We start from the raw sequence: 26,766 nt of genomic DNA, 5'->3' as shown, positions 1-26,766 counted from the left end.
TTCAGCGCCGATGGTAGTTGGGGCTTTGCCCCTGCAAGAGTAGGACGCCGCCAGGCTGCTTTTTTAATATAGTTTTTTGGAACTACATAAAAAAGGAATAATATTTGCAGATTGTCGCATATTAATTTATGTTGGTATGTATTAACATTAAATTTATATGCTAAATTAAATTATTCCACAGTAGCTCAGTGGTAGAGCAATCGGCTGTTAACCGATCGGTCGTAGGTTCGAATCCTACCTGTGGAGCCTTTTTATGCTTCCATAGCTCAGCAGGTAGAGCACTTCCATGGTAAGGAAGGGGTCAGCAGTTCGAATCTGCTTGGAAGCTTTAGTACAGACAAGCGCTAAACCTTTATATAAAAGGGTTTAACGCTTGTTTTTTATTGGTACAGTTTAATGCATTTTAACTGACACAGTAAAAACAGGGGAAAATTGGGGGGATTCTATTGTTAATAACTTTTTAAAGTATTTTTATATTACTGGGGAGCTCTCCCGAATTGAGCCAGTGTCCTCCCTTTTGAGTTTGAAGCTCTCCCGAGTTGGGCTCGTGTTCTCCCGTGTGGGTTAGAGCTTCTTCCGATTTGGACCAATTTCCTCCTTCACTTCGTTTAGCTGAACACTCCATTACTGTGCAGCCAATTTTTACATACCTACAACCTTCTATAAAATCAAATAGTCAAAGGATTTCATTATTTATAAAAGCGGTTACATAATGTTATACTAAAATAAATGAATAATTTGAATTTAAAAATTTCAAGCAACAAAGCAATGCAGGGGAATATTACAGAATTTAAGTGACTTACGGGGAAGGAAATCAACGTATGCATAGGAAGGAAACGAACGCCAAATTATTTATGACACTTGTATCAACAATAGGCTTTATGCTTGTTACAATGCATTTATTTCAATTACAACCTCTGGAAGACCCAATTATCCTTTTACTGTTCGCTGTTTTCCTGGCTGTTTGTGATTATTATTCAATACCTGTCTGGAAAGGCAATACGACGATCAACTTTCCGATCGTATTTATAGTATATTTGGTTTACGGACTTAGCTATACAATCGTTGTATATGCATTGGTCGTACTTGCAGTTAATATAATAAACCGTCGGCCCATTAGAATACTCTTTTTTAATCCCGCTCAACTTGTGTTAAGTTTTTATGCCGCTGTGCAATTAACCGATCTCCTTTCTCCATATATTATGTTGAAATCTACAATTATGGATCGTTTTATGGAATATGTAATTCTGCTCTTTCTATTTCATATTTTCAATAATCTTATCGTGGATATTGTTTTATACCTGCGTCCTCAATTGTATTCGTTTCAAGCCTGGAAACAAAAAACGCTATCTGAACTAAGCAGTGGAATTATTTCATTAGTATATGGATTTATGTTGTTTTCACTTGGTAGTCAAAACCGTGGTGAGATTGATTTCTTTTCCTTCTTTTTCTTTTATTCGCCGCTAGTTGGTTTATCACTTCTCAGTGCTGTAATATCTCGGTTAAGAAAGGAAAAAAACAGATTAAAGGCCCTGTTTACGGTCACATCAGAATTAAATACGATGGTTCCCACGGAGGATTTCCTGGAAGGTTTGCAAACAAGTTTTCCCGATTTTATCGACGCAGATGCAGAAGCTTTATGGATAAAGGAAGGAGATATATGGAATCTGCATTATATGCAAGGTGACATACATAAAGAGAGAATTTTATCAAAAGAAATCGATCAATTATTTGAAACAATAACAAGTCCAATAGTGATCAATAATCGCAAAGAAGATATTGGAATTGCATCATTGTGTTTTGGGAATAATCTCAAATCTTTTGTTTATGCACCGCTGATTATTGAGAAAGAGCTGATTGGAATGTTTATTTTTGCTAGAAGCAGGACAAAAAGCTTTGTTGAAGAAGACGATATAAGGTCTATTGCAACTTTTGCCAATCAACTAGCTATAGTGCTAAAAACACGTGCACTTATACAGGAAAAAGAAAAGCGATTAATTTTAGAGGAGAGAAACCGAATAGCAAGAGAAATCCATGATGGTGTCGCCCAATCTCTTGCAGGTGCGGTAATGAGCTTAGAAACAGCTGAACGTAAATTCAGGATTAATCCGGAGGAAACATTACATATCGTATCCAGCAGTATTTTAAAATTGCGTGAGAGTTTGAAGGAAGTCAGGGAATCCATCTATGCTTTACGACCCTATCCTACAGAACGGGTAGGATTAATAGCAGCGTTAAGGAAAAAAATAAATGATGTGATGGAAGAATATGGTGTTTTAGTTCACTTTGAAATTCATGGGAAAGAGGAGGAGCTAAGCACCATGATGGAAAGGGTTTTATTTGATGTTTTTCAGGAAAGCATTGCCAATAGTATAAAACATAGTGGAACAGCTTCGGTAGATGTGTTATTAAGCTATCAATCTGAACAAATAGTATTACGCGTGAAAGATTACGGTATTGGCTTTTCTTTATTTCATGAGATGATCAAAGCTAAAGATACGTCCCATTTTGGAATTTTAAATATGAATGAATCAATCGAAACGATTAATGGTTCATTACAAATTGACAGTAAAGAAGGAGAAGGCACTAAAGTATCCGTTATGATTCCTAAAATAGGATTAGGGGGAGAGGATAGACATGATAAATGTCATGATAGTCGATGATCATGCTGTTTTACGTGATGGGCTGAAGAACATTTTGGGGCTTGAAGAGGGCCTAAAGGTAGTTGGCGAAGCGGTTAACGGTAATGAGGCATTAACAAAAATCAAACAGTATAAACCGAATCTTGTATTGATGGATATCAATATGCCGAATACAAATGGAATCGAGGTAACCCGAATTATAAAGGATAGTTTACCTGAAATAAAAGTTTGCATCTTAACCATGTATAGTCATGATGAATATCTTATGGCCGCTATCCGTGAAGGAGCAGATGGTTATTTATTGAAAGATGCTCCATCCGAACAGGTCATTGAGGCAATTCGTACGATAGCAAAAGGAGAATCGGTAATTCACCCATCCATGACAAAAAAGCTGTTATCCTATCACCAGCAGAAAAGTGAATTTGGGGCAGAGGATTCAAATGAACTAAGTATCCGGGAAAAAGAAGTGCTAATGTGTCTAGTGGAAGGATTAAGTAATAAGGAAATTGCTGAAAAGCTTTTTATTAGTGATAAAACTGTAAAAATCCATGTAAGTAAAATCTTTAAAAAGTTTAATGTAAAAAGCAGATCACAGGTTATTATTTATGCTGTAAAAAATCAGCTTGTACCTTTACCAAAAATATAAACGGCTGCGAGATTGCTGCATAAAGTGGAGCTTCAATCAGTGGGGATTTCGACCGATATACGGGAGAAGAGGACTAAATCCTATACTACTTTTGTATAGCCGTTAAATAGTACTTCGCGCAACACTTTTAGAACCTTTGCTCAATAGTAAAGGAATCTGGCGTCGTTCATAATTAAATTGAAAGAAAATTCCATTAAAACCAGGGGGGAAACTAGTGAAGAAATTTACCAGATGTACAGTCATGTTCGGTGTTTTATTATTCCTTTTAAGCATTAGTTTTACTAACGCAGATGCTTTTTCACAGTCCGCTTCAATAGATCCATTATTAAAAGAAGCTATCACAGAAGGAGGAAATGAATTTCAGGTTATCGTGACATTTCATGGGGATGAGGAACCAACAACTGAGGATTTAAATCTTTTAGAGCAATCAGGCATCACGAAAGGGGTTTCATTGGCATCTCTCCCAATGGTTGCCACAGTAGCAACCAAGGAACAAATTGAAATATTACAATCCAATGAGAGTGTTCGCTCTATCTATTTAAATAGTGAGCTGGAGTATTTTAATGAGGATTCTACAGATATAACAGGTGTTGATAAAGTTCGCACAGATGATAACATGCGTAAACAAAACGGAGGACTTCCTGTAACAGGTAATGGAATTGGTGTAGTAGTGAACGATAGTGGTGTAGATGGAACACATCAGGATCATGAATTTGGCAAAAACCTTGTGCAAAATGTAATGGCAAATATAAATTTAAATAGCTTGCAACCAGAATTACTGCCAATTACGTATGTAGAAAATGTTCCCAATACCGATACGAACTCCGGGCATGGTACACACGTAGCCGGTACAGTTGGTGGAACAGGCGAGATGTCTTCTGGCAAGTATGAAGGTGTTGCCCCTGGTGCTGATTTGATTGGATACGGTTCAGGTGCAGCATTGTTCATTTTAGATGCTGTTGGCGGCTTTGATTATGCCATTTCACATCAATCAGAATATGACATTCGTGTTATTACAAATTCATGGGGATCTTCAGGCGATTTTGATCCGGATAATCCTGTGAATATTGCAAGTAAAAAAGCATATGATCGTGGGATTACGGTTTTATTTGCCGCTGGTAATTCAGGGCCTGGTGAAGATACCCATAACCCATACGCAAAAGCCCCATGGGTAATTTCTGTTGCTGCCGGTGTGAAGGATGGGACATTGGCTGACTTTTCATCACGTGGTACAGCGGATGTAGGTGGAACATTTGAAATGGATGGCGAATCATGGACATGGAAGGATGAGCCAACGATTACTGCTCCTGGGGTTGATATTATATCTACAAGGGTAATCGCACCAGTATCATTACTAGGGGCAGATCAGGATGCAGAGTTGATTGATCCTGCTCACATCCCTTTTTACACAACAATGAGCGGGACATCCATGGCTACTCCACACGTTGCAGGCATCGTTGCCTTAATGCTTGAGGCGAATCCAATATTATCGCCAGACGAGGTGAAGGAAACATTACAGCAAACAGCAACAAACATGCCAGGCTATGAAACATGGGAAGCTGGTGCAGGGTATGTGAATGCTCATGCAGCAGTTGATGCAGCGTTTGACACTTCAAAAGAGTATGGAAGTACAGTTAATATGTTTCAGTCATTTCATAGTGATGTCGAATCAAACACAGTCCGACAAAATTTTGAAGTGGATTATAATCCGCTGACACTTCAGTCTGCTAATCAATATTCATTCGAAGTGAAAGAGGGATTAAGCAGTTTAGTAGCAAAAGTGGATGGTAAGGGTCTGCTTGAAGAAACAGGTAACCCAATTAATTTAATTTTAATTTCACCAGATGGCACGGAATATAGCTCAGGTATAAATTTATTGTTTCCTTTATATTGGGATCGTGTAGTTTCCGTAAATACACCTATGCCTGGAACTTGGAAAGCTGAAATCAGAGGGCTTAGAGGGGTTGAAGAGAACCCAATTGGTAGTGCATTACCTGAAAACGTCCAGGGTACATTATCCTTCACGGAGGTCAGTGGTTTTTCTGGATTAGATGATATTGATGGACATCCTGCTGCTGGAGCTATTCAAATAGGGGTAAAGGAAAGGCTTGTTGATGGTTATAAAAACGCTAAATTTAAGCCGGATAGTGATCTAACACGAGGTGAATTGGCCCAATACTTAGTGATGGGTGCAGGAATACGCCAATCTTCGCCTGATGAAGGTGGCAACTCCCCATTTGTAACAGCAGTTCTCCAACAGGGGGCGGCATTAAAAGATACAAAACATGTGCAAAATGGTGTGATGTTGGCAAAATCGGCAGGGGAATTTAACTCGAACGGGAATGTGAATAAGGCCGAATTAGCATATTCACTTGTACAAAGTTTAGGGTTGCAGAATATGGCAGAGGATTTCGAAGGAGATATTACTGTTCAATATGAAAATGAACGTATTGCTGTTGAGGATGCAGCTGATGTCCCGGAGGAATATAAAGGATATGTACAGTTAGCACTGGATTTAAATATCATAAATGCAAATTTCGATGTGGAACAAGGACCATATGATTTAAAACCAACCATTACAGCAGCGGTATCTCCTAATCAAAATGTGAAGCGAGGAGATTTTGCAGTAGCATTTACGCGCTATTACAATGCATTTTTTAATTAGCAGGAAAAGGGGAGGCCATGTTGATAAACAACATGGCCTCCCTAATTTTAATTTTCTTATCCACCAATAATATGGTAGCCAGAGTCAACGTGCATTACTTCACCAGTAACACCACGTGATAGGTCGCTTATGAAAAATAAGGTAGCGTCGCCGACCTGGTCCTGGTCGACATTACGTCGAAGTGGAGCTTTTTCCACAATGACATTTGCTTTATCGTTAAAACCGGACACGCCTTTAGCGGATAACGTGCGGATTGGGCCTGCGGAGATTGCATTGACACGTATACCATATTTGCCTACATCTTCAGCTAAATACCTTACGCTCGCCTCAAGAGAAGCTTTTGCTACTCCCATAACATTGTAATTAGGAATAACCCGCTCCGATCCTAAGTATGTTTGTGTAACGATGCTTCCGCCTTCCGTCATAACATCTTTCGCTGCTTTTGTAACTGCAACAAGTGAATAGGCGCTGATTTCCTGAGCCAATAAAAAGCCTTCACGTGACGTATCGGCATATTCACCTTGCAGTTCATCACGGTTAGCGAAAGCTACAGAATGGATAAGCCCGTGAATAACGCCTGCTTTTTCTTTGATTTCATTGAATGCTTGTTGAATACTTTCATCACTAGCAACATCACAGGCAACGATTAATTTTGCTTCGATTTCATGTTTCTCTAATAATTTTACTAACTTTTGGTAAGATCTTTCCTGTCTATTTGTAAAAATCAGGTTTGCCCCTGCATTATGTAATGACTTTGTTATGCCCCAAGCGATACTTCTTTCATTTGCAACGCCCATTATTACGACGTTCTTTCCTTGCAATAGTCCAGCCATAGTTTACCTCCAGAATTTATTTCTTTTTTTATATTATAACCTATTAAGACCTGGTAATGAAACCATAATCTTGAAAAGGAAATTTTCTAGCAGTTTTTTAATATAAAAGAATATTCCAGGGAGAGTATTAGTTTCTAATATTGCGAATATCCTTTGAGGATGCTGATATAATAAGGTTTTTAAGGTTTTATTAAAAAAATGTAATAAATGTTTCATTTTCCCCTTTACAAACTTTATTATCCTAGTTATAATAAAATTCGTCAGTCTGCGACAGGCTGTTGCAAAGACCTCTAAATCAGAGGCATTCCAACGCAAGTTATGGCCCGTTGGTCAAGCGGTTAAGACACCGCCCTTTCACGGCGGTAACACGGGTTCGAATCCCGTACGGGTCACCAATATGGAGGATTAGCTCAGCTGGGAGAGCACCTGCCTTACAAGCAGGGGGTCGCAGGTTCGAGCCCTGCATCCTCCACCATTTCTTTTGCCGGCCTAGCTCAATTGGTAGAGCAACGAGCAATACATCTACCGAATAAGCTACAAGTAACCTCGATGCATTAACTTCTTTGATTTAACTAGAAGAAGCAGAGGTAACTAGCCGTTTACTTCATCGAATATGCTACCATGTGCAGGCTTGCGAGGAGTGCAACTTCACCGAATAGCCTTGCAACACGACGAGCATACTAGATTAACGCAGTAATAAGCATAAGCTAACTAACTTCTATAAGCCGGCCTAGCTCAATTGGTAGAGCAACTGACTTGTAATCAGTAGGTTGGGGGTTCAAGTCCTCTGGCCGGCACCATTTTTTTTGAATAATTTCATATGTATAGTTAACAATATGTACGGAGGGGTAGCGAAGTGGCTAAACGCGGCGGACTGTAAAGCCGCTCCCTCAGGGTTCGGCAGTTCGAATCTGCCCCCCTCCACCATTACTATTGTTGGGCTATAGCCAAGCGGTAAGGCATCGGGTTTTGATCCCGTGTACCCCAGGTTCGAATCCTGGTGGCCCAGCCATTTTTTTATTTATGGGGCAATTTATTCCGTGATATTAAAAACCGTTAGTTGTCCGCAAGCATGAATGAAAATATCTAATAGAGGCAGTCCTCTGGGGAGTGCAACTTTATAAGGTTCCTTTAAAACGATGTGTACGTTGTTATGTGCATTTGCTTGGCAGGAACATTTATATTATATGAGCCATTAGCTCAGTTGGTAGAGCATTTGACTTTTAATCAAAGGGTCGAAGGTTCGAATCCTTCATGGCTCATCCCTTAAATCAGAATATAGCAGACAAATAAACAAGGTCGTTATGGCAACATACAACCTTGTTTATTTGCATTTTAAGAGGAATTTTCACATAATAGATACAATGATTTTTATGTGCTCTATCCTATAGGCAGATACTTCTAATGAAAAAAAAGCAGGTTTCATGTTATAATTTATTTAATTTAAATTGTCAATAATATAATATTTCCATATATAATTTTTTTACTAAAGGATGATCCAGGATGAAGTCTTCCAGAATCCCCGGTTTTTATAATATGTCTGTTGAACAAAGACGGGACCTGCTGAAAAAGGCAATTGATTTCTCTTCGGAGGAATTGGACGATCTTTATATAAATGAACCTCTTTCCATCGATACCGCAGATAAAATGATCGAAAATGTTATTGGTACATTTCAACTTCCTTTAGGTTTAGGATTGAATTTCCTTATAAACGGGAAAGAATATGTAATACCTATGGCAATTGAAGAGGCGTCTGTTGTTGCTTCAGCTAGTCATATAGCTAAAATTGTCAGAAGTGCTGGTGGATTTCAAACGGAAGCAACCGAAAGAGTAATGATTGGACAAATCCAGGTTGTGGGCTGTCCGGATTTTCAATTGGCGAAGCAAGCTTTATTAAATGAAAAAGAATCATTAATTAATGCTGCAAATGCAGCATATCCGAGCATTGTCAATCGTGGTGGGGGAGCAGAGGATTTGGAAGTGCGTATCCTCAATGAAGAATCTGATTCGAAATATGGCCAGATGCTTGTCCTCCATATTTATGTCGATACTCGCGATGCGATGGGGGCAAATATAATCAATACAATGGTTGAATCAATCGCCCCTGTTGTCGAGGAAATTACTGAAGGTAAGGTTTATTTGCGGATTTTATCGAACTATGCTGATAAATGCCTGGCGCGGGCGCGGTGTGTGATTCCCCCCGAAATGTTGATCACTGGAGATTATTCCGGTGAAGAAGTGCGTGATGGGGTTATACATGCTTACGAATTTGCGGCTTCTGATCCTTACCGTGCAGTAACCCATAACAAGGGAATAATGAATGGCATTGATCCGGTAGTGATTGCGACCGGCAATGATTGGCGTGCGGTGGAAGCAGGTGCACATGCATATGCTTCCCGACATGGAAGCTACGGATCCATGACAACTTGGTCTAAAGACGAAAATGAAAACTTGGTAGGGGAAATTGAATTGCCGATGTCACTTGGAACGGTCGGTGGAGCGACCCGTGTCCATCCTTTGGCGGGGCTTTCCCTATCCATCATGAATATAGAATCTGCCAAGGAACTTGCCCAGGTAATTGTGGCAGTTGGATTGGCACAAAATCTCGGAGCTTTGAAGGCATTAGCTACAGATGGTATTCAAAAAGGCCATATGGCTCTACATTCTCGCTCTGTTGCCATTGCAGCAGGAGCTTCAGGGGAGATGATTGATATCATTGCAGAAAAACTGATCGAACAAAAACAAATCCGTGTCGGAAAAGCTAAAGAATTGGTGGAACAGTATAAAAAATGAGTGCAGAAAAAGTAACAACTTCAGAAAAAACAGCTATAGGTATAGCTCATAGTAAGCTAATTTTAATTGGAGAGCATGCAGTTGTGCACGGACAACCGGCAATCGCTATCCCTTTTCCATTAATTGGTGTTGAAACAGTTATTGAACGCGTGCCAGGCTTGGTAAAAATTGACAGCACATTTTATCACGGCCCACTGCAATTGGCTCCGGAATCTTTGCAGGGAATTGTTAACTGTATAGAGGAAACACTTGAATACCTGGATATCCCATCAGAAGATTTGCTGATCAGGATTAATTCATCCATACCACCGGGTAAAGGATTGGGCTCAAGTGCATCTGTTGCCATTTCCGTAATCAGATCATTGTTTGATTATGCTGAAAGGGATTGTACCGAACCGGAACTATTAATGCTTGCAAATGTTGCAGAAACATATGCACATGGGGCACCAAGCGGCATTGACACCCTTACGATTACATCAAAGACACCAATATGGTATGAGAAAGAGAATCCTATTGATTATATCGATCTTGGAGAGGATTTTCATTTTATTGTCGCAGATTCCGGCAGGGTTGGTGATACCCGGACATCCGTTGAATCGGTGGCGCATTTATTGAAATCCGCCCCAAAACGTATTCAAAGGAAAATTGACCGGATTGGTGAGCTGACCCACCATGCAAAGAATGCGTTGGAAAAGGCAAGTAAGCAGTTCCTTGGACAACTTCTGAATGAAGCTCAAAAGGAATTGGAGGCGCTTGGTGTAAGTGATGCCGGGTTGAATAAACTGATTTATTTTGCCCGTAAAGAAGGGGCGCTTGGAGCGAAACTTACCGGTGGAGGTAATGGCGGCTGTATCATAGCACTTGCTCAAAATGAGGTGCATTCCAAACAGCTTGCAGAAAAGCTTAGGAAGTATGGAGCTAGCTCCGTATGGCCATTTGTTTTAAAAAAGCAGGGTTAGAGAGAAAAGAGAGCGGAAAAAGGGAGTTATATGATGAAAGCTACAGCCAAAGCGCATACAAACATTGCCTTAATAAAATATTGGGGGAAGCGGGATGAAGCGCTTATCTTACCAACGAACAGCAGTCTTTCCTTAACATTGGATGGTTTCTGCACAACTACAACGGTGGACTTTCGGGCAGACCTAACAAAGGATCGGTTCATGCTTGATGACCAGCCGGTGGAAGGCGAAGCATATCGGCGTGTGACAAAATTTCTTGACTTAGTTCGCCAGTTAGCTGGAAAAGAAAATCTCTTTGCCGATATTCATTCTAAAAATGATGTTCCTACCGCTGCAGGTTTCGCCTCATCCGCTTCCGGTTTTGCTGCACTTGCTGCAGCAGGAACGAAAGCCATCGGATTGGACTTAGGCAATCAGGAGCTGTCCAGACTTACCAGGCAGGGATCGGGTTCAGCCTGTCGCTCTATCTTTGGCGGCTTTGCAGAATGGGAAATGGGAAGTGAGACAGACGGTTCGGATTCTTTTGCTGTTCCAGTAGCACCGGCAGAGCATTGGGATATTCGCGTGGCGGCGGTTGTGCTTTCGTCTACAATGAAAAAGGTGTCGAGCCGTGCAGGTATGAAGAGAACGGTCGAGACATCTCCCTTCTATTCAGGCTGGATTGACACCATTCCACAAGACTTGAATGAAATAAAGCAAGCTATACATGCAAAGGATTTTGATAAGACGGGAAGCATAGCTGAAGCTAACTGCTTGAAAATGCATGCAACCACACTGGCTGCGAATCCTCCGTTCACGTATTGGCATGATACGACAATTCGTGTTATGCAGACGGTTCAGGAGATGAGGGAAAACGGCATCCCTGCATATTTCACCATTGACGCAGGTCCTAATGTAAAAGTACTCTATCTGCCGGAAAATGAAAAAAATATTGAAACTAAGCTTCGCAGCATACCTGGTGTATCTGATGTAATTTTAAGTAAACCGGGCCAGGGAATAAGCTATATTTAGGGGTTGAACGTCTTGAATAATTCATCGATGACCATCAAGGTACCAGGAAAATTAATGATTGCAGGAGAGTTTGCTGTTTTGGAACCCCACCGTAGTCTGGCTGTAATGGCGATAGATCGTTTTGTTTATGCAACAATTGAAAAAAGTGAAGAAAACAAGCTCACCTTACATGATTTTAACCTGAACAATTTGGATTGGGCTTATGAGAACAGCGTTACTGTCCACACAGAGGATAAAAGAGTTCGCTTCGTTTCTGATGCGATGACCACCGCCTATACATATTTGAAGGAGAAAAAAGTCGGTACCGAACCTATCCATCTGTCCATCAACAGTGAGCTTGATGACGAATCAGGCAATAAGTATGGGTTAGGCTCAAGTGCAGCGGTAGTTACCTCTGTTGTGGCTGCGATTTTAAAGAAATTTTTGGCCGAAGCTCCTTCCCAGGAACTTATCTTCAGATTGGCGGCAATATCACATGTGAAAACACAGGGGAACGGATCTGGTGCTGATGTGGCGGCTTCCTCATACGGTGGTTTACTGCAATACTCCTCTTTCCAGGCAGAATGGTTAAGGGATGCTTATTTACATAGTGATTCCATAATGGAATTACTGGAAATGGATTGGGTTTATTACTCATCGAAGCCGATTAAAATGCCTAAAAATATTTATTTTTGTGTTGGTTGGACAGGTAAGCCAGCATCTACTGCGAAGCTTGTCGATAAAATTCTGCAATTAAAGTCGGATAACTTTGCAGCGTTTGACAGTTTTCTAAAAAACAGCGAAAATGCTGTCGGTGATTTTCTGACGGGAATGGAAGAGGAAAATGTTGAGCTGCTCTTGAAGGGTGTAAGAAAGAACAGACAGGCATTGTCTACCGTGGGCAAAGATGCAAACACTCCAATTGAAACACCTCTTTTAAGCAAGCTGTGTGATTTGGCTGAATCATTAGGTGGGGCAGGGAAGCCTTCCGGAGCTGGCGGAGGCGATTGCGGCATAGCGTTTATGCCAACACAGGAAAAAGCAGATGAGTTAATGAAATTATGGGAAAAAGCCGGTATCAAGCCATTGACGCTCCAGCCTAATTCACATGGGGCAATATGTATTTAAGGATGCAAAAAAGACATTATTTTCTGGGGCTCCCGGAAAATGATGTCTTTTACTATTTATTTATCATTATTGGGTATATTTTTGATACTCATTAATTAATTGATCAAGTTTAACGCTAGATGAGATAACGGCTTCAGAAGTCAGGTCATGTGTGTAGGATAATACAATCATTTCTTCGCGGCATTCTTCTATTTTTTCTTTTAAAATATTTTTTGTCACAAAACTTTCCTCCTATCTAGTATACTATAATAGAAAAATACCCAATTTAAATCAATCTTAAACAACAAAATAATGTGAATATTTTGTGGCGGGAATGAAAAATTATCCGGAATGCGAAAAATCCAGGGAAAAGTTTGGAACCTTTTGTATTACATATTCGTATAACAATTACCGCATGGTAAGCGGAGGTAACGTGATGGATCAATTTATCAGAGAAAAAATCAAAGAAGTGAAAAAAGGTGATCAGTCTTCATTTGAGGATGTGGTTTCCTTTTATCAGGATAAAATTTACCAGCATTGCTTAAGATTGCTAGGAAATACACACGAAGCGGAGGATATAGCACAGGAGTCATTTATACGTGCGTATGTCAATATTCATTCGTTCGATGACCGCAGGAAGTTTTCTACCTGGCTTTACCGGATTGCTACGAACTTAACGATAGATAGGATTCGCAAAAGAAAGCCAGACTATTACTTGGATGCGGAAATAAGAGGAACGGACGGATTAGACATGTATTCTCAATTGGCGAGTGAGGCGATGCTTCCGGGGGAAGAAGTGGAAAGTCTGGAATTGCAGCGCTATATTCATCATGAGATATCACAACTGCCACCAAAGTACAGAAGCATAATCATGCTGCGTTATTTGGAGGAATTTTCTCTTCAGGAAATAAGCGAAATTCTGGATATTCCTTTAGGAACTGTCAAAACCAGAATTCATCGTGGAAGAGAGGCTTTAAGAAAAAGACTTCGTCATGTGTAAAGGAGTGTGTGCAATATGGAGTGTAATAAAGAGACGATAGATCTAATGCATAAATATTTGGATGGAGACCTCACAAAGCAGGAAGAGTGTAATCTGCGCACACACTTGGATAACTGTGAGGATTGCCAGCAACATTTTCATGAATTAAAGCGTACGATTACATTGATTAAAAGTGCAGAGAACTTTTCTGCCCCGGTCGATTTTACGCAAAAGGTTATGGAAAACCTGCCAAATGAAAAGAAAAGAGTTAAATATACGCGCTGGTTCAAAGTTCATCCTGTATTAACAGCTGCAGCGATATTTTTTGTTTTAATGATGACAGGAATGTTTTCTGCCTGGAATACAGAAAGTGAATTAGTCGTCTCAAAACAGGAGGAGCTGGTTATCGAAGGAGACACGGTAATTGTACCGGAAGGAGTAATCGTACCTGGGGATGTCCTTGTTAAAAATGGTAATCTGATTATTAAGGGAACCATCGATGGGGACGTAACATTGGTGAACGGGAAGCTGATAGACGATCGGCCAATTGGTGGTCAGGAGCTTATGGCCTCCGCTGGTGGAGTGACCGGTGAACTTGAGACCGTGGATCGAATGTTTGAGTGGATCTGGTTTCAGCTGAAAAATTTTGTTAAAGGTATTTTTTCTTTTTAATCATAGGTTTCAAAAATCCGGATAAGGGAATTGACTTGTCCGGGTTTTTTTGGGAATAACAAAGTATATGTGCTGGCAGCAAATTAATTCTTACATAGACAGCCGGGTCCAGCTCCGGTTAATAGTAAAGCATGAATAAGCAATGGACATTCCAAGCGCGAAAACCATGCGCTTTCCAGTCCCTTGCTAGCGTTGAGTTTCTAAACAGTCACCTGCGCTTTTGATTGGAAAAATCAAATTTGCTCCAGACATGTGTTTACGGAAAATTATGTTATAATAAATATCGTTACTATCTATATAAAATATAGATGTTGTTCGGGAAGATATGCCCATATTTCCTTACCAAGTATGGCTGAGAACTTTTTGGACACAAATAAATAAATTTTTACAGCAAAAGGATGTGTGAGCATGCTTGATGGGGCATTTGATTTTATGGATCTGCTTAGAATAGGCGTAGATATAGCTCTCGTCTGGTATGTATTATATAAATTAATGATGTTAATCAGAGGTACTAAAGCAATCCAGCTTTTAAAAGGGATTGCAGTGGTTTTGGTGGTTTGGGCATTAAGCATCATACTGAATCTTCAAACGATGCAATGGCTGACAAACCAGGCTATTTCCTGGGGGTTAATCGTAATTATTATTTTATTTCAGCCAGAATTGAGAAGGGCATTGGAACAACTTGGCCGAGGGAATCTTTTTTCTCGGAGTGCAAAATCGGAAGAAGAACTCATTCAACAGGAAATCGATGCAATTATTCAGTCATGCAGCTACATGGCAAAAAGGAGAATTGGCGCTTTAATTTCCATTGAACGGGAGACTGGCATTGGTGAATACGCGGAAACGGGCATTGCAATCAATGCGAAATTATCACACCAGCTATTGACGAATATCTTCACGCCGAACACACCGCTTCATGATGGTGCTGTAATTATAAAGGAAGGCGAAATATCGGCAGCAGCCTGTTACCTTCCTCTATCGGAAAGTCCTTTCATCTCGAAGGAACTAGGAACAAGGCATCGAGCTGCGATGGGAATCAGTGAAGTTACCGACGCTTTGACAATCGTTGTTTCTGAAGAGACTGGAGCTGTTTCCTGTACAAAAAACGGGGAACTGCATAGAGATCTGGATCAGGAGAATCTTCGTGATATGCTGGGTGCACATTTATCCTTAATTGAAAAATCCTCTGAAAAGAGACCATGGAAACAGAGGGGGGATAAGAATGGATAACTGGTTTAAGAGCAAATGGTTTGTACGTATCATTTCATTAGCCTTCGCCGTATTTTTATATACATTCGTCAATGTTACTATTAATACGTCACAATCCGAATCTACCTTCACAGGTGTTACGGACCAATCACATATGCTTGAGGATGTACCTGTGGAAATAAGAATCGATGAAGAAAACTATGTTGTGAGCGGTGTCCCCGAAACTGTAACAGTTGGTCTCCAAGGATCTCCGGGCAGTGTGACCCCCTTATCCTTTCAGCGTAATTTCGACGTCTATGTGGATTTGGAGGGGCTTGGTGAAGGAGAGCATATTGTAGAACTGCAGCATACAATAAACAATGATGTTAGAGTATTCATTGAGCCAAAATCAATCGCAGTTACGATTGAAGAAAGGGCCAGTGGGGAATTTAGCGTAGTTGCTGATTTTATTAACAGTGAGGGAATGGCTGAAGGGTATGAACTAGTAGATTATCAGTTAGAACCTTCATCAGTCATGATCACAAGTTCAAAATCTGTAATTGACCAAATCGGAATTGTTAAAGTGTATGTCGATTTGGAAGGATTGGATGGCTCCATCAATAACAGGGAAGTCCCTGTAAATGTTTATGATACCCAAGGTAACGAGTTAAACGTGAGGGTCCAGCCTGAAAATGTACAAGTCTCTGCTGAAATAGATAATCCTAGCAAGTCAGTACCTCTAAGTGTTGAAACCACAGGAGAGCTGCCGGAGGGCTATTCAATGAATTCAATTTCTGCTAATGTAGAAGAAGTTGAGGTATACTCAACAAGTGATATTCTGGAAGGTATATCTGAAGTCAGCACGGAAGCAATAGACTTATCCGAAATAACTGAGTCAGGTACGATAGAAGCGGAACTGTCATTGCCGGATGGTGTAAATGCTTCAGAAATGGAAACAATTGAAGTAACGATCGATGTTGAACAGACTCGTGTCTTTGAAGACGTACCAATTACGGAAGAAGAGTTGGAAGAAGGAATGGATATCAATTATAATGAACCTGAAACACCAATGATGGATTTGACTGTCACAGGTAATGAAGCGGATATTGGTGAACTGACTGCTGCTGATTTTCTTGTATTCATAAATCTGCGCGGACTGGAGCAGGGTGAACATCGTGTACCGATAACAATTGAAGGACCTGAACTTGAGGATATTACTATTTCACCTGAATTTGAAGAAATATTTATTGAAATCAACTGACTTTCGCAGAACGAATCGTATGGAAGTACAGTTGAATCGGATGTAGTTAAAGGAGATGTAATAATGGGAAAATATTTTGGGACAGATGGCGTCAGAGGAGTTGCCAATGAAGGGTTAACACCAGAGCTAGCATATAAACTTGGACGTTGTGGAGGCCACGTACTGACAAAGGATATGGAAAAACCACGTGTCCTTATCGGCCGTGACACACGGATTTCAGGTCATATGCTTGAAGGAGCTCTATTAGCTGGTCTGTTGTCAATTGGGGCAGAGGTGATGCGTCTTGGTGTTTTATCAACACCAGGTGTAGCGTATTTGACGAAAGCTACCAGCGCCCAAGCGGGTGTAATGATCTCTGCGTCCCATAATCCTGTAGAAGATAACGGTATAAAGTTCTTCGGTCCTGATGGTTTTAAATTAACAGATGAACAGGAAGCTGCAATTGAAGAGCTGATGGATGGTGAAGATAATTTGCCACGTCCGATAGGCGGAGATATAGGCATTGTCAATGATTACTTTGAAGGTGGCCAGAAATATTTATCCTACCTGAAGGATACAATCGATAATGATTTTGAAGGAATACAAATTGCGATAGATTGTGCTCATGGCGCTACCTCAAGTCTTGCAACACATCTGTTTGCGGATCTCGAAGCGGACACCTTTACAATCGGTTCGACACCGGATGGGTTAAATATCAATGCTGGGGTAGGATCAACACATCCAGAAACATTACAAGCCTTTGTTGCAGAAAAAGGTGCTGATATTGGTCTTGCTTTTGACGGGGACGGAGATCGCCTGATCGCAGTAGATGAGAAAGGTAACATCGTTGATGGCGACCAAATTATGTATATCTGTGCTAAATATATGAATGAAAAAGGATTGCTCAAACAAAATACAGTAGTTTCAACTGTGATGAGCAATATCGGCTTCTATAAAGCAATTGAAGCAAATGGCATGCGCAGTGATAAAACAGCAGTTGGTGACCGTTATGTGATGGAGGAAATGCGCAAAGGCGGTTACAATCTTGGTGGAGAACAATCCGGGCATATCATCTTCCTCGATTATATTACTACCGGTGACGGAATGTTGTCTGCATTGCAGCTTATAAATGTTATGAAAGAAACAGGCAAACCATTGTCTGAACTTGCTGGTGAGATGAGGATTTTCCCGCAAGTATTAAAAAATGTCAGAGTATCTGATAAAAATGAAGCACTAAGCAATACAGCCATTTTAGATGAAGTAGCTGCAGTGGAGCGTGAATTGGGTGACCAAGGACGCGTATTGGTAAGACCTTCCGGTACGGAGCCGCTTGTTCGAGTAATGGTAGAAGCACCTACAAAGGAAGAATGTGAAAAATATGCGGACCAAGTAGTCGGCGTTATCGAAAGATTGCTTGGCATTTAAACAACCAATGAAGAGCTGATTCTCCTAAGAATCAGCTCTTTTTGGCAGCTAAGAAAGTTTTAACTTTCCTACCTGCATAAGTGCGACTAAGTCTGTCACCTGGTGACAGACCTAGTATTCTAAAACCTGTTATCGGGTGCGCCTGCTCAGTCCTAAGTTGGAAAGTTTTCTTCAATTAACATATAGCTAACCCTCATGATCACCAAACTATCCTGACTAGTCAGAATAGTTTATAATTAATGGTGTAACAAACAAAAAATCCAATCATCAAAATGCATACAAATGATGCAGGAAAAAATAGGAGGATGATTATGATACAATTTCCAAAGCCGACAGTGGAGCAATTTTTCCGTACTTACGTGATTGGCGGATTTGCAGTAAGCAAGGATGAGAAGAGGCTTGCCTTTATTTCCAATTTAAACGGCAAGGTTAACTTATGGGCGATCGACCTGGATAAATCGAGTTTTCCTTATTTATTTGCCCATCACGATGAATCGGCGAATTTTATTAAGTTCGACCCGGAAAATCGATATGTACTTACCGGGTATGACAAGGATGGCGATGAAAATTACCAAATATACGCATTGCCATTTAATGGAGGACTTCCTCAGCCACTAATTACTGGTGATCCTCAGGAGAAATATTACTTTGCACATTTAAGCAAAGATGGAAAACGCGTCTATTATGTCACTTCGGAAGGTAATCCATCCATGCTAAATACAAAGGTCAGAAACCTAGAGGATGGAACAGATACCTTATTGAATGAAGGGGAAGTTTCACCAACGCAACTAGCTGCTGTATCCGAGAACGAAGATGCCTTTGTTTATTTGCGTTCTTTTGCTAATACATATGTGACAGGGTTTGTTAAAAAAGGTGAAGATACATACCCTTTAACCCCTGATCCGGAGAAAGTCCATGTTTCATTTGAGCCGGTTTTCACAGACGACAAAACCATTTATTTTTTAACTGATTACGAGAGTGAGTACAGTTATGTTGCCAAATTTGACCTGGAAACAAAGGAATTTGCAAACGTATTAACTATTGAGAACGAAAGCATCACTACATTAAAATGGAATAAAACAAACAAAGCATTCTACCTGGTCACAGAGAAAGGCGTGACAGATAGGCTGTATCGTTATGAAGCACGCTCCCGGAAACTTGAGCAATTGACGGCCCCCACAAGTCTTGTAGAACAGCTGGTTATTACGGAGACGGGTAATTTGTTTGTGTTGGGCAGAAGTGCAACAATTCCGCACAACATTTTCCATTCCCAAAATGGCATCGATTGGGAATCCTTGACGGATAATCGTGTTCTTGGAGTAAGTGAGGAGGATATGGTAGATCCTGAGGTCGTTTCCTATAAATCATTTGATGACATGGAGATTGAGGCACTTTTATTTAAAGCAAAACCAGAAAATGACAATGGCTATACCATTTTCTGGCCGCATGGTGGCCCACAGGCTGCAGAGCGGGAATATTTTCGATCCATGTTCCAAAGCTTCCTTAATCGGGGCTATACCATTTTTGCTCCGAACTTCCGTGGCAGTACAGGATACGGGGCCTCCTTTGTGAAAATGGTCGAGCAGGATTGGGGGCATGGTCCCCGTCTAGATAATGTTGCAGGAATTGAGTGGCTTTTTGAAAATGGCATTACCGATCGGGAGAAACTATTTCTTGTCGGTGGAAGTTATGGTGGATATATGGCCCTGCTTCTACATGGTCGTCATCCTGAATATTTTAAAGCAGTAATCGATATATTCGGCCCCTCAGATCTGTTTACGTTTGTAAATTCGGTACCAACCCATTGGAAGCCAATTATGGAACGTTGGATTGGAAACCCGGAACGTGACAAGGAGCGGTTTATTAAAGATTCACCGGTAACCTATTTGGAAACGATGACGAAGCCTATGCTCGTGATCCAGGGAGCTAAGGACCCGCGAGTTGTCAAAGAAGAGTCAGATCAAATCGTTGCAAAGTTGAAAGAAAAAGGACGGGATGTAGAATATCTAGTCCTGGAAGATGAGGGACATGGCTTCTCGAAAAAGGAAAATGAAATTAAGGTGTATTCTTTAATGCTGGATTTTATGGAGAGGCATCAGGATTAAGGTATCGCAAATTAAAATGACAATTAGAACTATTAGAGGAGCTCTTCCATTTGCAGAAGAGCTCCTCTCTCTGGAGGGTGTTAAAAGCTGAGTGATATCTAGAAAGCATGAACAAGAAGAGCTTAGATATCATAAACTAAATAAAAGCTGCTCATTAATAAGTATTGACCTGTTTACGCTTTCTCGGTTACAATATAGTGAGCTCTTTGGGTATGTTTAACTTTTTTTGAATGAGGTATATAAATAGAGCTGAGGTTGATTCTAGGGTGGAAAGGGGCATCGAGGTTATTAATGAAATAAAAGCGCCAGGACTATTTTTCCGATCGGTGGCGAGAAATAGTTGACGAGGTGGAGGTTATCGAGGGTTTCGGCGGATGCCTCCCGGCTGGATATCTCAGTCGTTTAGCTTTACCCCAAAAACAATAAGGCGACTTATTGGACAAAAGGGTATAGAAAGATGTTCAAATAAAAACACACGAGAAAGGGGCAAGCAAGCGCCCCTGGAATATAAGTAAAGGTTCGTTTGTCTGCCCCTTCATTAGGAGGACATTGAAATGTGCGGAATAGTAGGTTATATCGGACAAAACGATACAAAAGAGATTTTATTGAATGGACTGGAAAAACTGGAATATAGAGGTTATGATTCTGCAGGAATTGCTATCCTGAATGATGAAGGAGTCAATCTGACAAAAGTAAAGGGTCGTATTGCAGCTCTGCGAGAAAGTGTTGATAAATCTGTACATGCAACAATGGGAATCGGCCACACCCGCTGGGCGACACATGGTGTGCCAAGCATCATTAATGCACATCCTCATCAAAGCGTGTCTGGAAGATTTACGATTGTTCATAATGGTGTTATTGAAAATTACAACGACCTGAAAAAAGAATATCTAAGTGATGTAAATTTCGTTAGTGATACAGATACAGAAGTAATCGTACAGCTGATTGAAAAGCTTTATCAAAAACATCAGGATACAACGGAAGCATTTCGTGAAGTGATGGGTCTATTAAAGGGATCTTATGCAATTGGCCTGATTGATGCGGAAGATCCTGATACGTTGTATGTTTCCAAAAATAAAAGCCCGCTATTAGTAGGCCTAGGCGATGGATTCAACCTAGTTGCAAGTGATGCGATGGCAACGTTGAAGGAAACGGATCAGTATGTGGAAATTTTCGATAAGGAAATTGTACTTGTGAATCGTAATTATGTTGAAGTACAAACACTGGAAGGAACAGCTGTAGAGCGTAAGCCGTACACTGCTGAAATCGATGCGAGTGATACCGAAAAAGGTACGTACCCACACTTTATGCTTAAAGAAATTGATGAACAGCCGATTGTCATGCGTAAAATCATCAATGAATATCAAAATGAGAACAACGAATTGAAGCTTGCTGCGGATATTCGTAAGGCAATGAAAGCAGCAGACCGTATTTATATCATTGCAGCAGGAACAAGCTACCATGCAGGTCTTGTCGGTAAAGAGTTCCTGGAAAAATTAGCAAAAATCCCAGTAGAAGTCCATGTTGCAAGTGAATTTTCATATAATATGCCAATACTGTCAGAAAAACCATTATTTGTGTTCATTTCACAAAGTGGGGAAACTGCTGACAGCAGATCCGTATTGGTGAAAATTAAAAAAATGGGATATCCGGCACTTACAATTACAAATGTGCCAGGATCGACCCTTTCTCGTGAAGCAGATTATACACTGCACTTATATGCAGGACCGGAAATCGCGGTAGCATCAACAAAAGCATATACTGCTCAAATCGCCGTCTTGGCAATTCTGGCAGTCGATACAGCGAACGCAAAGGGTCTTGAGCTGGACTTTGATCCAATGCAAGAGCTTGCAATTGTTGCAAATGCGATGGAAGTATTAACAGATCAGAAAGAGGAATTTGAACAGCTTGCAAGAGATTATTTTGCAACGACACGCAATGCTTTCTTCATTGGCAGAAGCAGCGATTATAATGTTTCCCTTGAAGCGGCACTGAAGCTGAAAGAGATTTCCTATATTCAGGCAGAAGGGTTTGCCGGAGGAGAATTGAAGCATGGTACTATTGCTTTAATTGAAGAAGGGACTCCTGTTATTGCTCTCGCAACACAGGAAAACGTAAACTACTCTATTCGTGGTAACGTACAGGAAGTTGTTGCCCGTGGCGCAAATGCAATGGTTATCAGTCTGAAAGGGCTGGAGCAGGATGACGACGCCTTTGTATTACCACATGTCCATGAATTACTGACACCGCTTGTAAGTGTTATTCCAATGCAATTGCTTTCCTATTATGCAGCATTGCACCGTGGATGTGATGTGGATAAACCACGCAACCTGGCTAAGTCAGTGACAGTTGAATAATATTTTGTTGTGTCATTGAATTAATGTAGCTTTGAAATAAAGTTTGATAAAAACAACCCTTTACGATAGTACGTTCGTATAGGGTTGTTTTTTAAATAGATAAGAAAGTACAAAAAATTGGCTTTACCACAGCGTTTGTCGAACCGACCACTCACGTCCTAAGAAGACCCACGTCAACTAGCATTGTTTAATGTGTCATGAAGAAGAGAAAATCCTAGACCCTGAATTAATTTGAAATTCAAGGTCTGGGATAATGTGCTGATTTCCAATACTAGTTCAATATTTTAAAACTTAATGAGATCTATCCTATCAATCGGAAACCTGATGTAACATGAATTGTTTGTTGGAGACGTTAATTTTGATGAAATGTTATAATGGAAGAACAATAGTTTGATAAACTCATGGGCGGGTTGGCATTCATCTCCGATAGAAAGGAGGTGGTGCCAATGGCAGTATTCGAAGCATTGATGTTAGCTTTAACTTTCGGAATGTTGATTGTAGCTATGCTGTCATTTAACCAAAAAAAATAAGCCCCCCCATTGAGTTGACGGCTCCTGTGGGTGCTTATTTTTTAGACCTATACAGCCAATCCCCCTTGCAGGGAATCATGCTAATGCATCAGATCGTCAGCGCTGTAACGCTGGCGGTCTTTTTATTATTGTATGTTATTACTTTCATTATACCATAAATAATCAGAATTCAAACTATATGCTACCATGACGAGTCTCAGCAAGTAAAGGACAAGTTAACTAAAAGTTGCACATGTCCACAAAACGCATTCTAAAATGGTCAAACTCTTTTATGAAAATTTTATCTGTAAAAAATTGTAGAATCCATTTTGATTGATCTTTTTTCGAAATGGATTCTTTTATTTGCCGTAAAACAACAGTTTAGAGAGTGTTTTAAATCAAATAGAAAAACAAATCTGCATGAGGAGATAAAGTATTAGTTGGTGTTCTATTTAAAGTAACTCATTTTGTTTTTAAAAAGTATCATGTAGTTTATCCTTTATTTTGTATCCATAAAAAATCTTTTGAATAAATACAATTAAACTATCTGTTGTATACTTAAAAGACAATAACCAAATTCTATTATAACTCTGAACTGCTATAATTAAGACCCCATTACTTTCCTGCCTATTCTAAAAATGTCTTTCGAAAGGAGAAAATATGGTTATAGAGAGAAAGTTAAACAGCCAATTTAGCTCTTTAGTATCACAGGTAAAAGAAACTTCTCAAACGGTAGATTGCTCAGGTGCAAGCGTGATGGTTATTCACAACAATAAAATCGTCACGGAGGTTTATTGGGGGAATCATTCAAAAGCTCCTGATGCAAAACCTATTCAGAAAGACTCACAGTTTCATGTAGCTTCTGTTCGAAAAAGCTATATTGGATTTGCGGTTGCATATGCAGTACATTATGGCTACATAGAGTCTATCGACGATGAAGTCACTAAATATCTGTCTGCAGTTAGCACTGATATTTTTAAACAGATAACGATCAGAAACTTGCTAACACATACACACGGTTTAAACACAACAGAGGGAAAACTAATTCGAGAATTTGCACCAGGACAAAGCTGGGCATATCGTGATATAGGCAGTGAGCTATTGTCACAGGTTGTCAAACTGGCTACTGGAAAAACTATTGCTCAAATCCTTAAAGAACAAGTATTTAAACCTTTAGAGTTTAAGGAAACTGGATGGCATGATGAACCAAATGAAAACCTAGTACAAGTTATTAGAGAGCCAGATAATAGATTTTGGTCAACAAGTAAAGGTACGGATGGGAATAAGAAGAATATGTATGTATCTACTAGAGAGCTTGCATATTGGGGATATATCCATTTGAAACAGGGATTTGTAAGTGGAAAACAAGCGATTTCAAAAGACATCCTCAAGATGGCTGCATCCCTTCAGGCACCGAACTTATTGAATAAGGATCTACCTCAAAACGGTTTTTTATGGTTTGTGAAGGACTTGCCTGCAAAGAAAACGGAAATTGGTGAACGTGTACCTAAAGGCTCTTTTCAGATTTTAGGATATACGAATGTTGCCTTATTGGTGATTCCCAAGCATGATATAGTAGCAGTTCGTATGTTGAATAGTTTTGGTTCCACTCCAGGGTATGACTATTTATCGGATATCAGGGAGTTCGGGGATACTGTTATAGAGTGTATTTAATGGGATTTCTTTGAATTTCGCTTTATAATACCCCCTCCTAAGTAGTTTTATAACTTTAAAACGCCCCAGAAAAAATCCAGGGCGTTTTAATCATGCGTTTAATTCCGATTATTATTCACCATAAAAACTGAAACGTTCTTCAAAATTAAAATCAATTTCAAACTGATCATTTTCCGAATTTAAATATTTCACATCGAAATAGGTGCGTTGTGGTTTTGGTAACTTCTCAACCCAAGGAGAATAGGTTTTAAAATTAATTTGATTCTCTTGCTCGTCAAATTCTGCAAAACGCATCCATCCATTTCCTCCAGCAAAGCTGGATTGATAGTCTACAAGTATTTGAATGACGTCATTTCCTGTTGCATTTTGCTTAATGCGCTGCAGTGCACCGTGATGGTGGCCGCTTACTGTCATAAATACTTGGTTATGGTCATCAACCAACTCATCCCAAATAAGATTCCCACGGGCTGTATCCGCTGCTGAATTACCGTCCCCTGAAACGGCAAGTATTTCATGTGATACTAGTATGGTAGGCAAATTAGGATGGTTGTTTAATACCTGTTTTGCCCAATCACTATCTTCTTCAACATGTTTCATATCGACCATCAAAAATAGATAACTATAGTTTCCAGCCTTTATGATACCGTAAGAACTATATCCAGATGGAGAACTTTCTTTAAAATATTCTTTATCAGCAAAGCGTTGCTCACTGTAATAATCCAAGTAAGGGTCATCGATTCCGTAATCGTGGTTGCCAGCAGTAACAAGATAAGGAACCCGATGCCTATCAAGTAAGTCCACACCTTTATCAGAAGCAGTCCATTCATCTAAGCTATTGCTCCTGTCAACCATATCGCCAACAAAAGCTGTCATAGCGATGTGGTGACTATTTTTATTCGTTGCAATCCATTTCATTTGCTCATAAAAGATTTCATCCTGGTAACGAACCGTCTTTTGTGGATCTGGTACAAAAACAAAGTTGTAGTTGTCTTTATCGGTTAATAAAGGGATATCCTCATTGGTTCCATATTCCACATGACTTTCTTGAGGTCCATCAACTAACCAATCTTCCTGATTAAGTGCTTGATCGCTCATTCGAATTTCTTGAATTTTTCCGGCAAATAAGGCATCTATCTCATTTTCCCATTCAGAAGCACCTATATTCCAACCCTTTTCTTGAATCGCGTCAATACCATTCATTACTTCTTCTGTATTACGAAAATCAGTAACACCATTCACATATAACTTTGTATGATTACCATCATTTACTATGGCAACATGATACCAATCTTCTTTACTATCCAATGAGAAAGACCAGTTTGTCTGATTATAATTTAAGTTAGTCGGATGGCTTGTCCATTGCAATTCCTTCAAATTGGAAACAGAAAGTGTGGAAAGAATTTCTTTTTCGCCTTCTGTTTTATTTAAATCTGCAGCTTGTCCTTGCCGAGTTAGAATTCCCATCCAAGAATGTTTTTCAGGCGCAAAGTCTTGAGGCATTTTCATGATAACTTCTATCGTAAATCCATCTTTAAACTTTTCTGAGTTAATGGGAGCATCATCTGTTGTTCTAAAATATCGCCCAACTGGCGCTTGTTTATAGTTTCCAAATTCTATACTTTGGGTAGAATCCTCGTTTGCATAATCATCCTCAGACCATCTAACCATACCTTCAGTTTCCTCAGAGGAAGCATCTCCTACCGTTTCCAGAATTAAATTATTCCCGTTGCCACTAGCATCTTCTATCACCAGATCCCCCGTTTCGATGGAACCTGATTTCACATATTCCTTAGAAAACTTCCAATGTGCTAAAGCTCCTCCAGTTTCACTTGATGCAACATTTTCAACTGATGATGCCTGACTAGTTTGGAGAGGCAACAACATACATAATAGTACAATACTTACAGTGATAGCTACATAGTTTCCTAATCTGTCTTTTTCCAACATTTTTCTCCTCCTTCTCCATCTTTCTGCAAAGTAAA

19 protein-coding genes and 8 tRNA genes are annotated in these 26,766 nt (G+C 40.0%); 24 read left to right on the top strand and 3 right to left on the bottom strand.

What is annotated here, in order from left to right:
• Positions 1-174 precede the first annotated feature (174 nt).
• The 5 genes from A4245_RS06225 to A4245_RS06205 all read left to right on the top strand — a co-directional run bounded on the left by A4245_RS06225 (position 175) and on the right by A4245_RS06205 (position 5,953).
• Positions 175-246 (top strand) — tRNA-Asn (locus A4245_RS06225).
• Positions 247-255: 9 nt separating this feature from the next.
• Positions 256-328: transfer RNA gene (locus tag A4245_RS06220), tRNA-Thr, on the top strand.
• A gap of 493 nt (positions 329-821) precedes the next feature.
• A complete protein-coding gene (locus A4245_RS06215; RefSeq protein ID WP_067726742.1) occupies positions 822-2,663 on the top strand; it encodes a GAF domain-containing sensor histidine kinase in 1,842 nt (613 codons plus the stop codon).
• On the top strand, positions 2,638-3,288 hold the full coding sequence (locus tag A4245_RS06210) for a response regulator (protein ID WP_067726740.1): 651 nt from the start codon (positions 2,638-2,640) through the stop codon (positions 3,286-3,288). Before A4245_RS06215 ends, A4245_RS06210 begins: the two co-directional genes overlap by 26 nt.
• A gap of 214 nt (positions 3,289-3,502) precedes the next feature.
• Positions 3,503-5,953, top strand: a complete 2,451-nt coding sequence (locus tag A4245_RS06205) for a S8 family serine peptidase (RefSeq protein ID WP_234402360.1) — start codon at positions 3,503-3,505, stop codon at positions 5,951-5,953.
• A 56-nt stretch (positions 5,954-6,009) separates the two neighbouring features.
• Here A4245_RS06205 and fabI read toward each other — a convergent pair whose 3' ends face one another.
• The gene (gene fabI / locus A4245_RS06200; RefSeq protein WP_067726738.1) at positions 6,010-6,786 is read right to left on the bottom strand and encodes an enoyl-ACP reductase FabI; all 777 of its coding nucleotides are present in this window, start codon (positions 6,784-6,786) and stop codon (positions 6,010-6,012) included.
• A 320-nt stretch (positions 6,787-7,106) separates the two neighbouring features.
• Between fabI and A4245_RS06195 the strand changes: the two genes are divergently transcribed.
• The 10 genes from A4245_RS06195 to A4245_RS06150 all read left to right on the top strand — a co-directional run bounded on the left by A4245_RS06195 (position 7,107) and on the right by A4245_RS06150 (position 12,656).
• Positions 7,107-7,181 (top strand) — tRNA-Glu (locus tag A4245_RS06195).
• Positions 7,182-7,185: 4 nt separating this feature from the next.
• Positions 7,186-7,261 (top strand) — tRNA-Val (locus tag A4245_RS06190).
• Positions 7,262-7,510: 249 nt separating this feature from the next.
• A tRNA-Thr gene (locus A4245_RS06185) sits at positions 7,511-7,586 on the top strand.
• 42 nt (positions 7,587-7,628) lie between these two features.
• Positions 7,629-7,713: transfer RNA gene (locus tag A4245_RS06180), tRNA-Tyr, on the top strand.
• A gap of 10 nt (positions 7,714-7,723) precedes the next feature.
• Positions 7,724-7,798: transfer RNA gene (locus tag A4245_RS06175), tRNA-Gln, on the top strand.
• Positions 7,799-7,975: 177 nt separating this feature from the next.
• Positions 7,976-8,048, top strand: a tRNA-Lys gene (locus A4245_RS06170).
• A gap of 241 nt (positions 8,049-8,289) precedes the next feature.
• The gene (locus A4245_RS06165; RefSeq protein ID WP_067726736.1) at positions 8,290-9,579 is read left to right on the top strand and encodes a hydroxymethylglutaryl-CoA reductase, degradative; all 1,290 of its coding nucleotides are present in this window, start codon (positions 8,290-8,292) and stop codon (positions 9,577-9,579) included.
• Positions 9,576-10,538: a mevalonate kinase gene (gene mvk, locus A4245_RS06160; RefSeq protein WP_067726734.1), complete on the top strand. Its 963-nt coding sequence runs from the start codon at positions 9,576-9,578 to the stop codon at positions 10,536-10,538. The genes A4245_RS06165 and mvk overlap by 4 nt, the downstream gene beginning before the upstream one ends.
• A gap of 33 nt (positions 10,539-10,571) precedes the next feature.
• A complete protein-coding gene (mvaD, locus tag A4245_RS06155; RefSeq protein WP_067726732.1) occupies positions 10,572-11,549 on the top strand; it encodes a diphosphomevalonate decarboxylase in 978 nt (325 codons plus the stop codon).
• A 12-nt stretch (positions 11,550-11,561) separates the two neighbouring features.
• On the top strand, positions 11,562-12,656 hold the full coding sequence (locus A4245_RS06150) for a phosphomevalonate kinase (RefSeq protein ID WP_067726729.1): 1,095 nt from the start codon (positions 11,562-11,564) through the stop codon (positions 12,654-12,656).
• Between the two features lie 66 nt (positions 12,657-12,722).
• Here the strand turns inward: A4245_RS06150 and A4245_RS19630 are convergent, their stop codons facing one another.
• Entirely contained in the window at positions 12,723-12,875 is a 153-nt protein-coding gene (locus tag A4245_RS19630) for an aspartyl-phosphate phosphatase Spo0E family protein (protein WP_084268700.1), read from the bottom strand.
• Positions 12,876-13,071: 196 nt separating this feature from the next.
• On the opposite strand from A4245_RS19630, the gene sigW reads away from it, so the two are divergent.
• The 9 genes from sigW to A4245_RS06110 all read left to right on the top strand — a co-directional run bounded on the left by sigW (position 13,072) and on the right by A4245_RS06110 (position 24,784).
• Entirely contained in the window at positions 13,072-13,635 is a 564-nt protein-coding gene (sigW, locus tag A4245_RS06145; RefSeq protein WP_067726727.1) for an RNA polymerase sigma factor SigW, read from the top strand.
• 15 nt (positions 13,636-13,650) lie between these two features.
• Complete coding sequence (gene rsiW, locus A4245_RS06140; protein ID WP_067726725.1) at positions 13,651-14,286, top strand: anti-sigma-W factor RsiW; 636 nt, start codon at positions 13,651-13,653, stop codon at positions 14,284-14,286.
• 408 nt (positions 14,287-14,694) lie between these two features.
• Positions 14,695-15,516, top strand: a complete 822-nt coding sequence (cdaA, locus tag A4245_RS06135; RefSeq protein ID WP_067726723.1) for a diadenylate cyclase CdaA — start codon at positions 14,695-14,697, stop codon at positions 15,514-15,516.
• Positions 15,509-16,735 carry a CdaR family protein gene (locus tag A4245_RS06130; protein WP_067726721.1) on the top strand — a complete coding sequence of 409 codons (1,227 nt, stop codon included), beginning with the start codon at positions 15,509-15,511 and terminating at the stop codon, positions 16,733-16,735. Before cdaA ends, A4245_RS06130 begins: the two co-directional genes overlap by 8 nt.
• A gap of 63 nt (positions 16,736-16,798) precedes the next feature.
• On the top strand, positions 16,799-18,139 hold the full coding sequence (glmM, locus tag A4245_RS06125; RefSeq protein WP_067726718.1) for a phosphoglucosamine mutase: 1,341 nt from the start codon (positions 16,799-16,801) through the stop codon (positions 18,137-18,139).
• A 311-nt stretch (positions 18,140-18,450) separates the two neighbouring features.
• On the top strand, positions 18,451-20,244 hold the full coding sequence (locus tag A4245_RS06120) for a S9 family peptidase (RefSeq protein WP_067726716.1): 1,794 nt from the start codon (positions 18,451-18,453) through the stop codon (positions 20,242-20,244).
• A 554-nt stretch (positions 20,245-20,798) separates the two neighbouring features.
• Positions 20,799-22,601, top strand: coding sequence for a glutamine--fructose-6-phosphate transaminase (isomerizing) (gene glmS / locus A4245_RS06115; RefSeq protein ID WP_067726714.1), 1,803 nt, complete (start codon positions 20,799-20,801; stop codon positions 22,599-22,601).
• Positions 22,602-23,002: 401 nt separating this feature from the next.
• Complete coding sequence (locus A4245_RS20935) at positions 23,003-23,131, top strand: putative holin-like toxin (RefSeq protein WP_407668359.1); 129 nt, start codon at positions 23,003-23,005, stop codon at positions 23,129-23,131.
• A 639-nt stretch (positions 23,132-23,770) separates the two neighbouring features.
• A complete protein-coding gene (locus A4245_RS06110; RefSeq protein WP_067726712.1) occupies positions 23,771-24,784 on the top strand; it encodes a serine hydrolase domain-containing protein in 1,014 nt (337 codons plus the stop codon).
• A gap of 111 nt (positions 24,785-24,895) precedes the next feature.
• On the opposite strand, the gene A4245_RS06105 is transcribed toward A4245_RS06110, so the two are convergent.
• Entirely contained in the window at positions 24,896-26,731 is a 1,836-nt protein-coding gene (locus A4245_RS06105; RefSeq protein ID WP_234402359.1) for a LamG-like jellyroll fold domain-containing protein, read from the bottom strand.
• Positions 26,732-26,766 lie beyond the last annotated feature (35 nt).

Source organism: Oceanobacillus damuensis (assembly GCF_001618145.1).
Classification (GTDB): domain Bacteria; phylum Bacillota; class Bacilli; order Bacillales; family Amphibacillaceae; genus Oceanobacillus; species Oceanobacillus damuensis.
The sequence above is the reverse complement of the archived record's forward strand: the minus strand, read 5'-3'. Positions and strand labels throughout refer to the sequence as shown.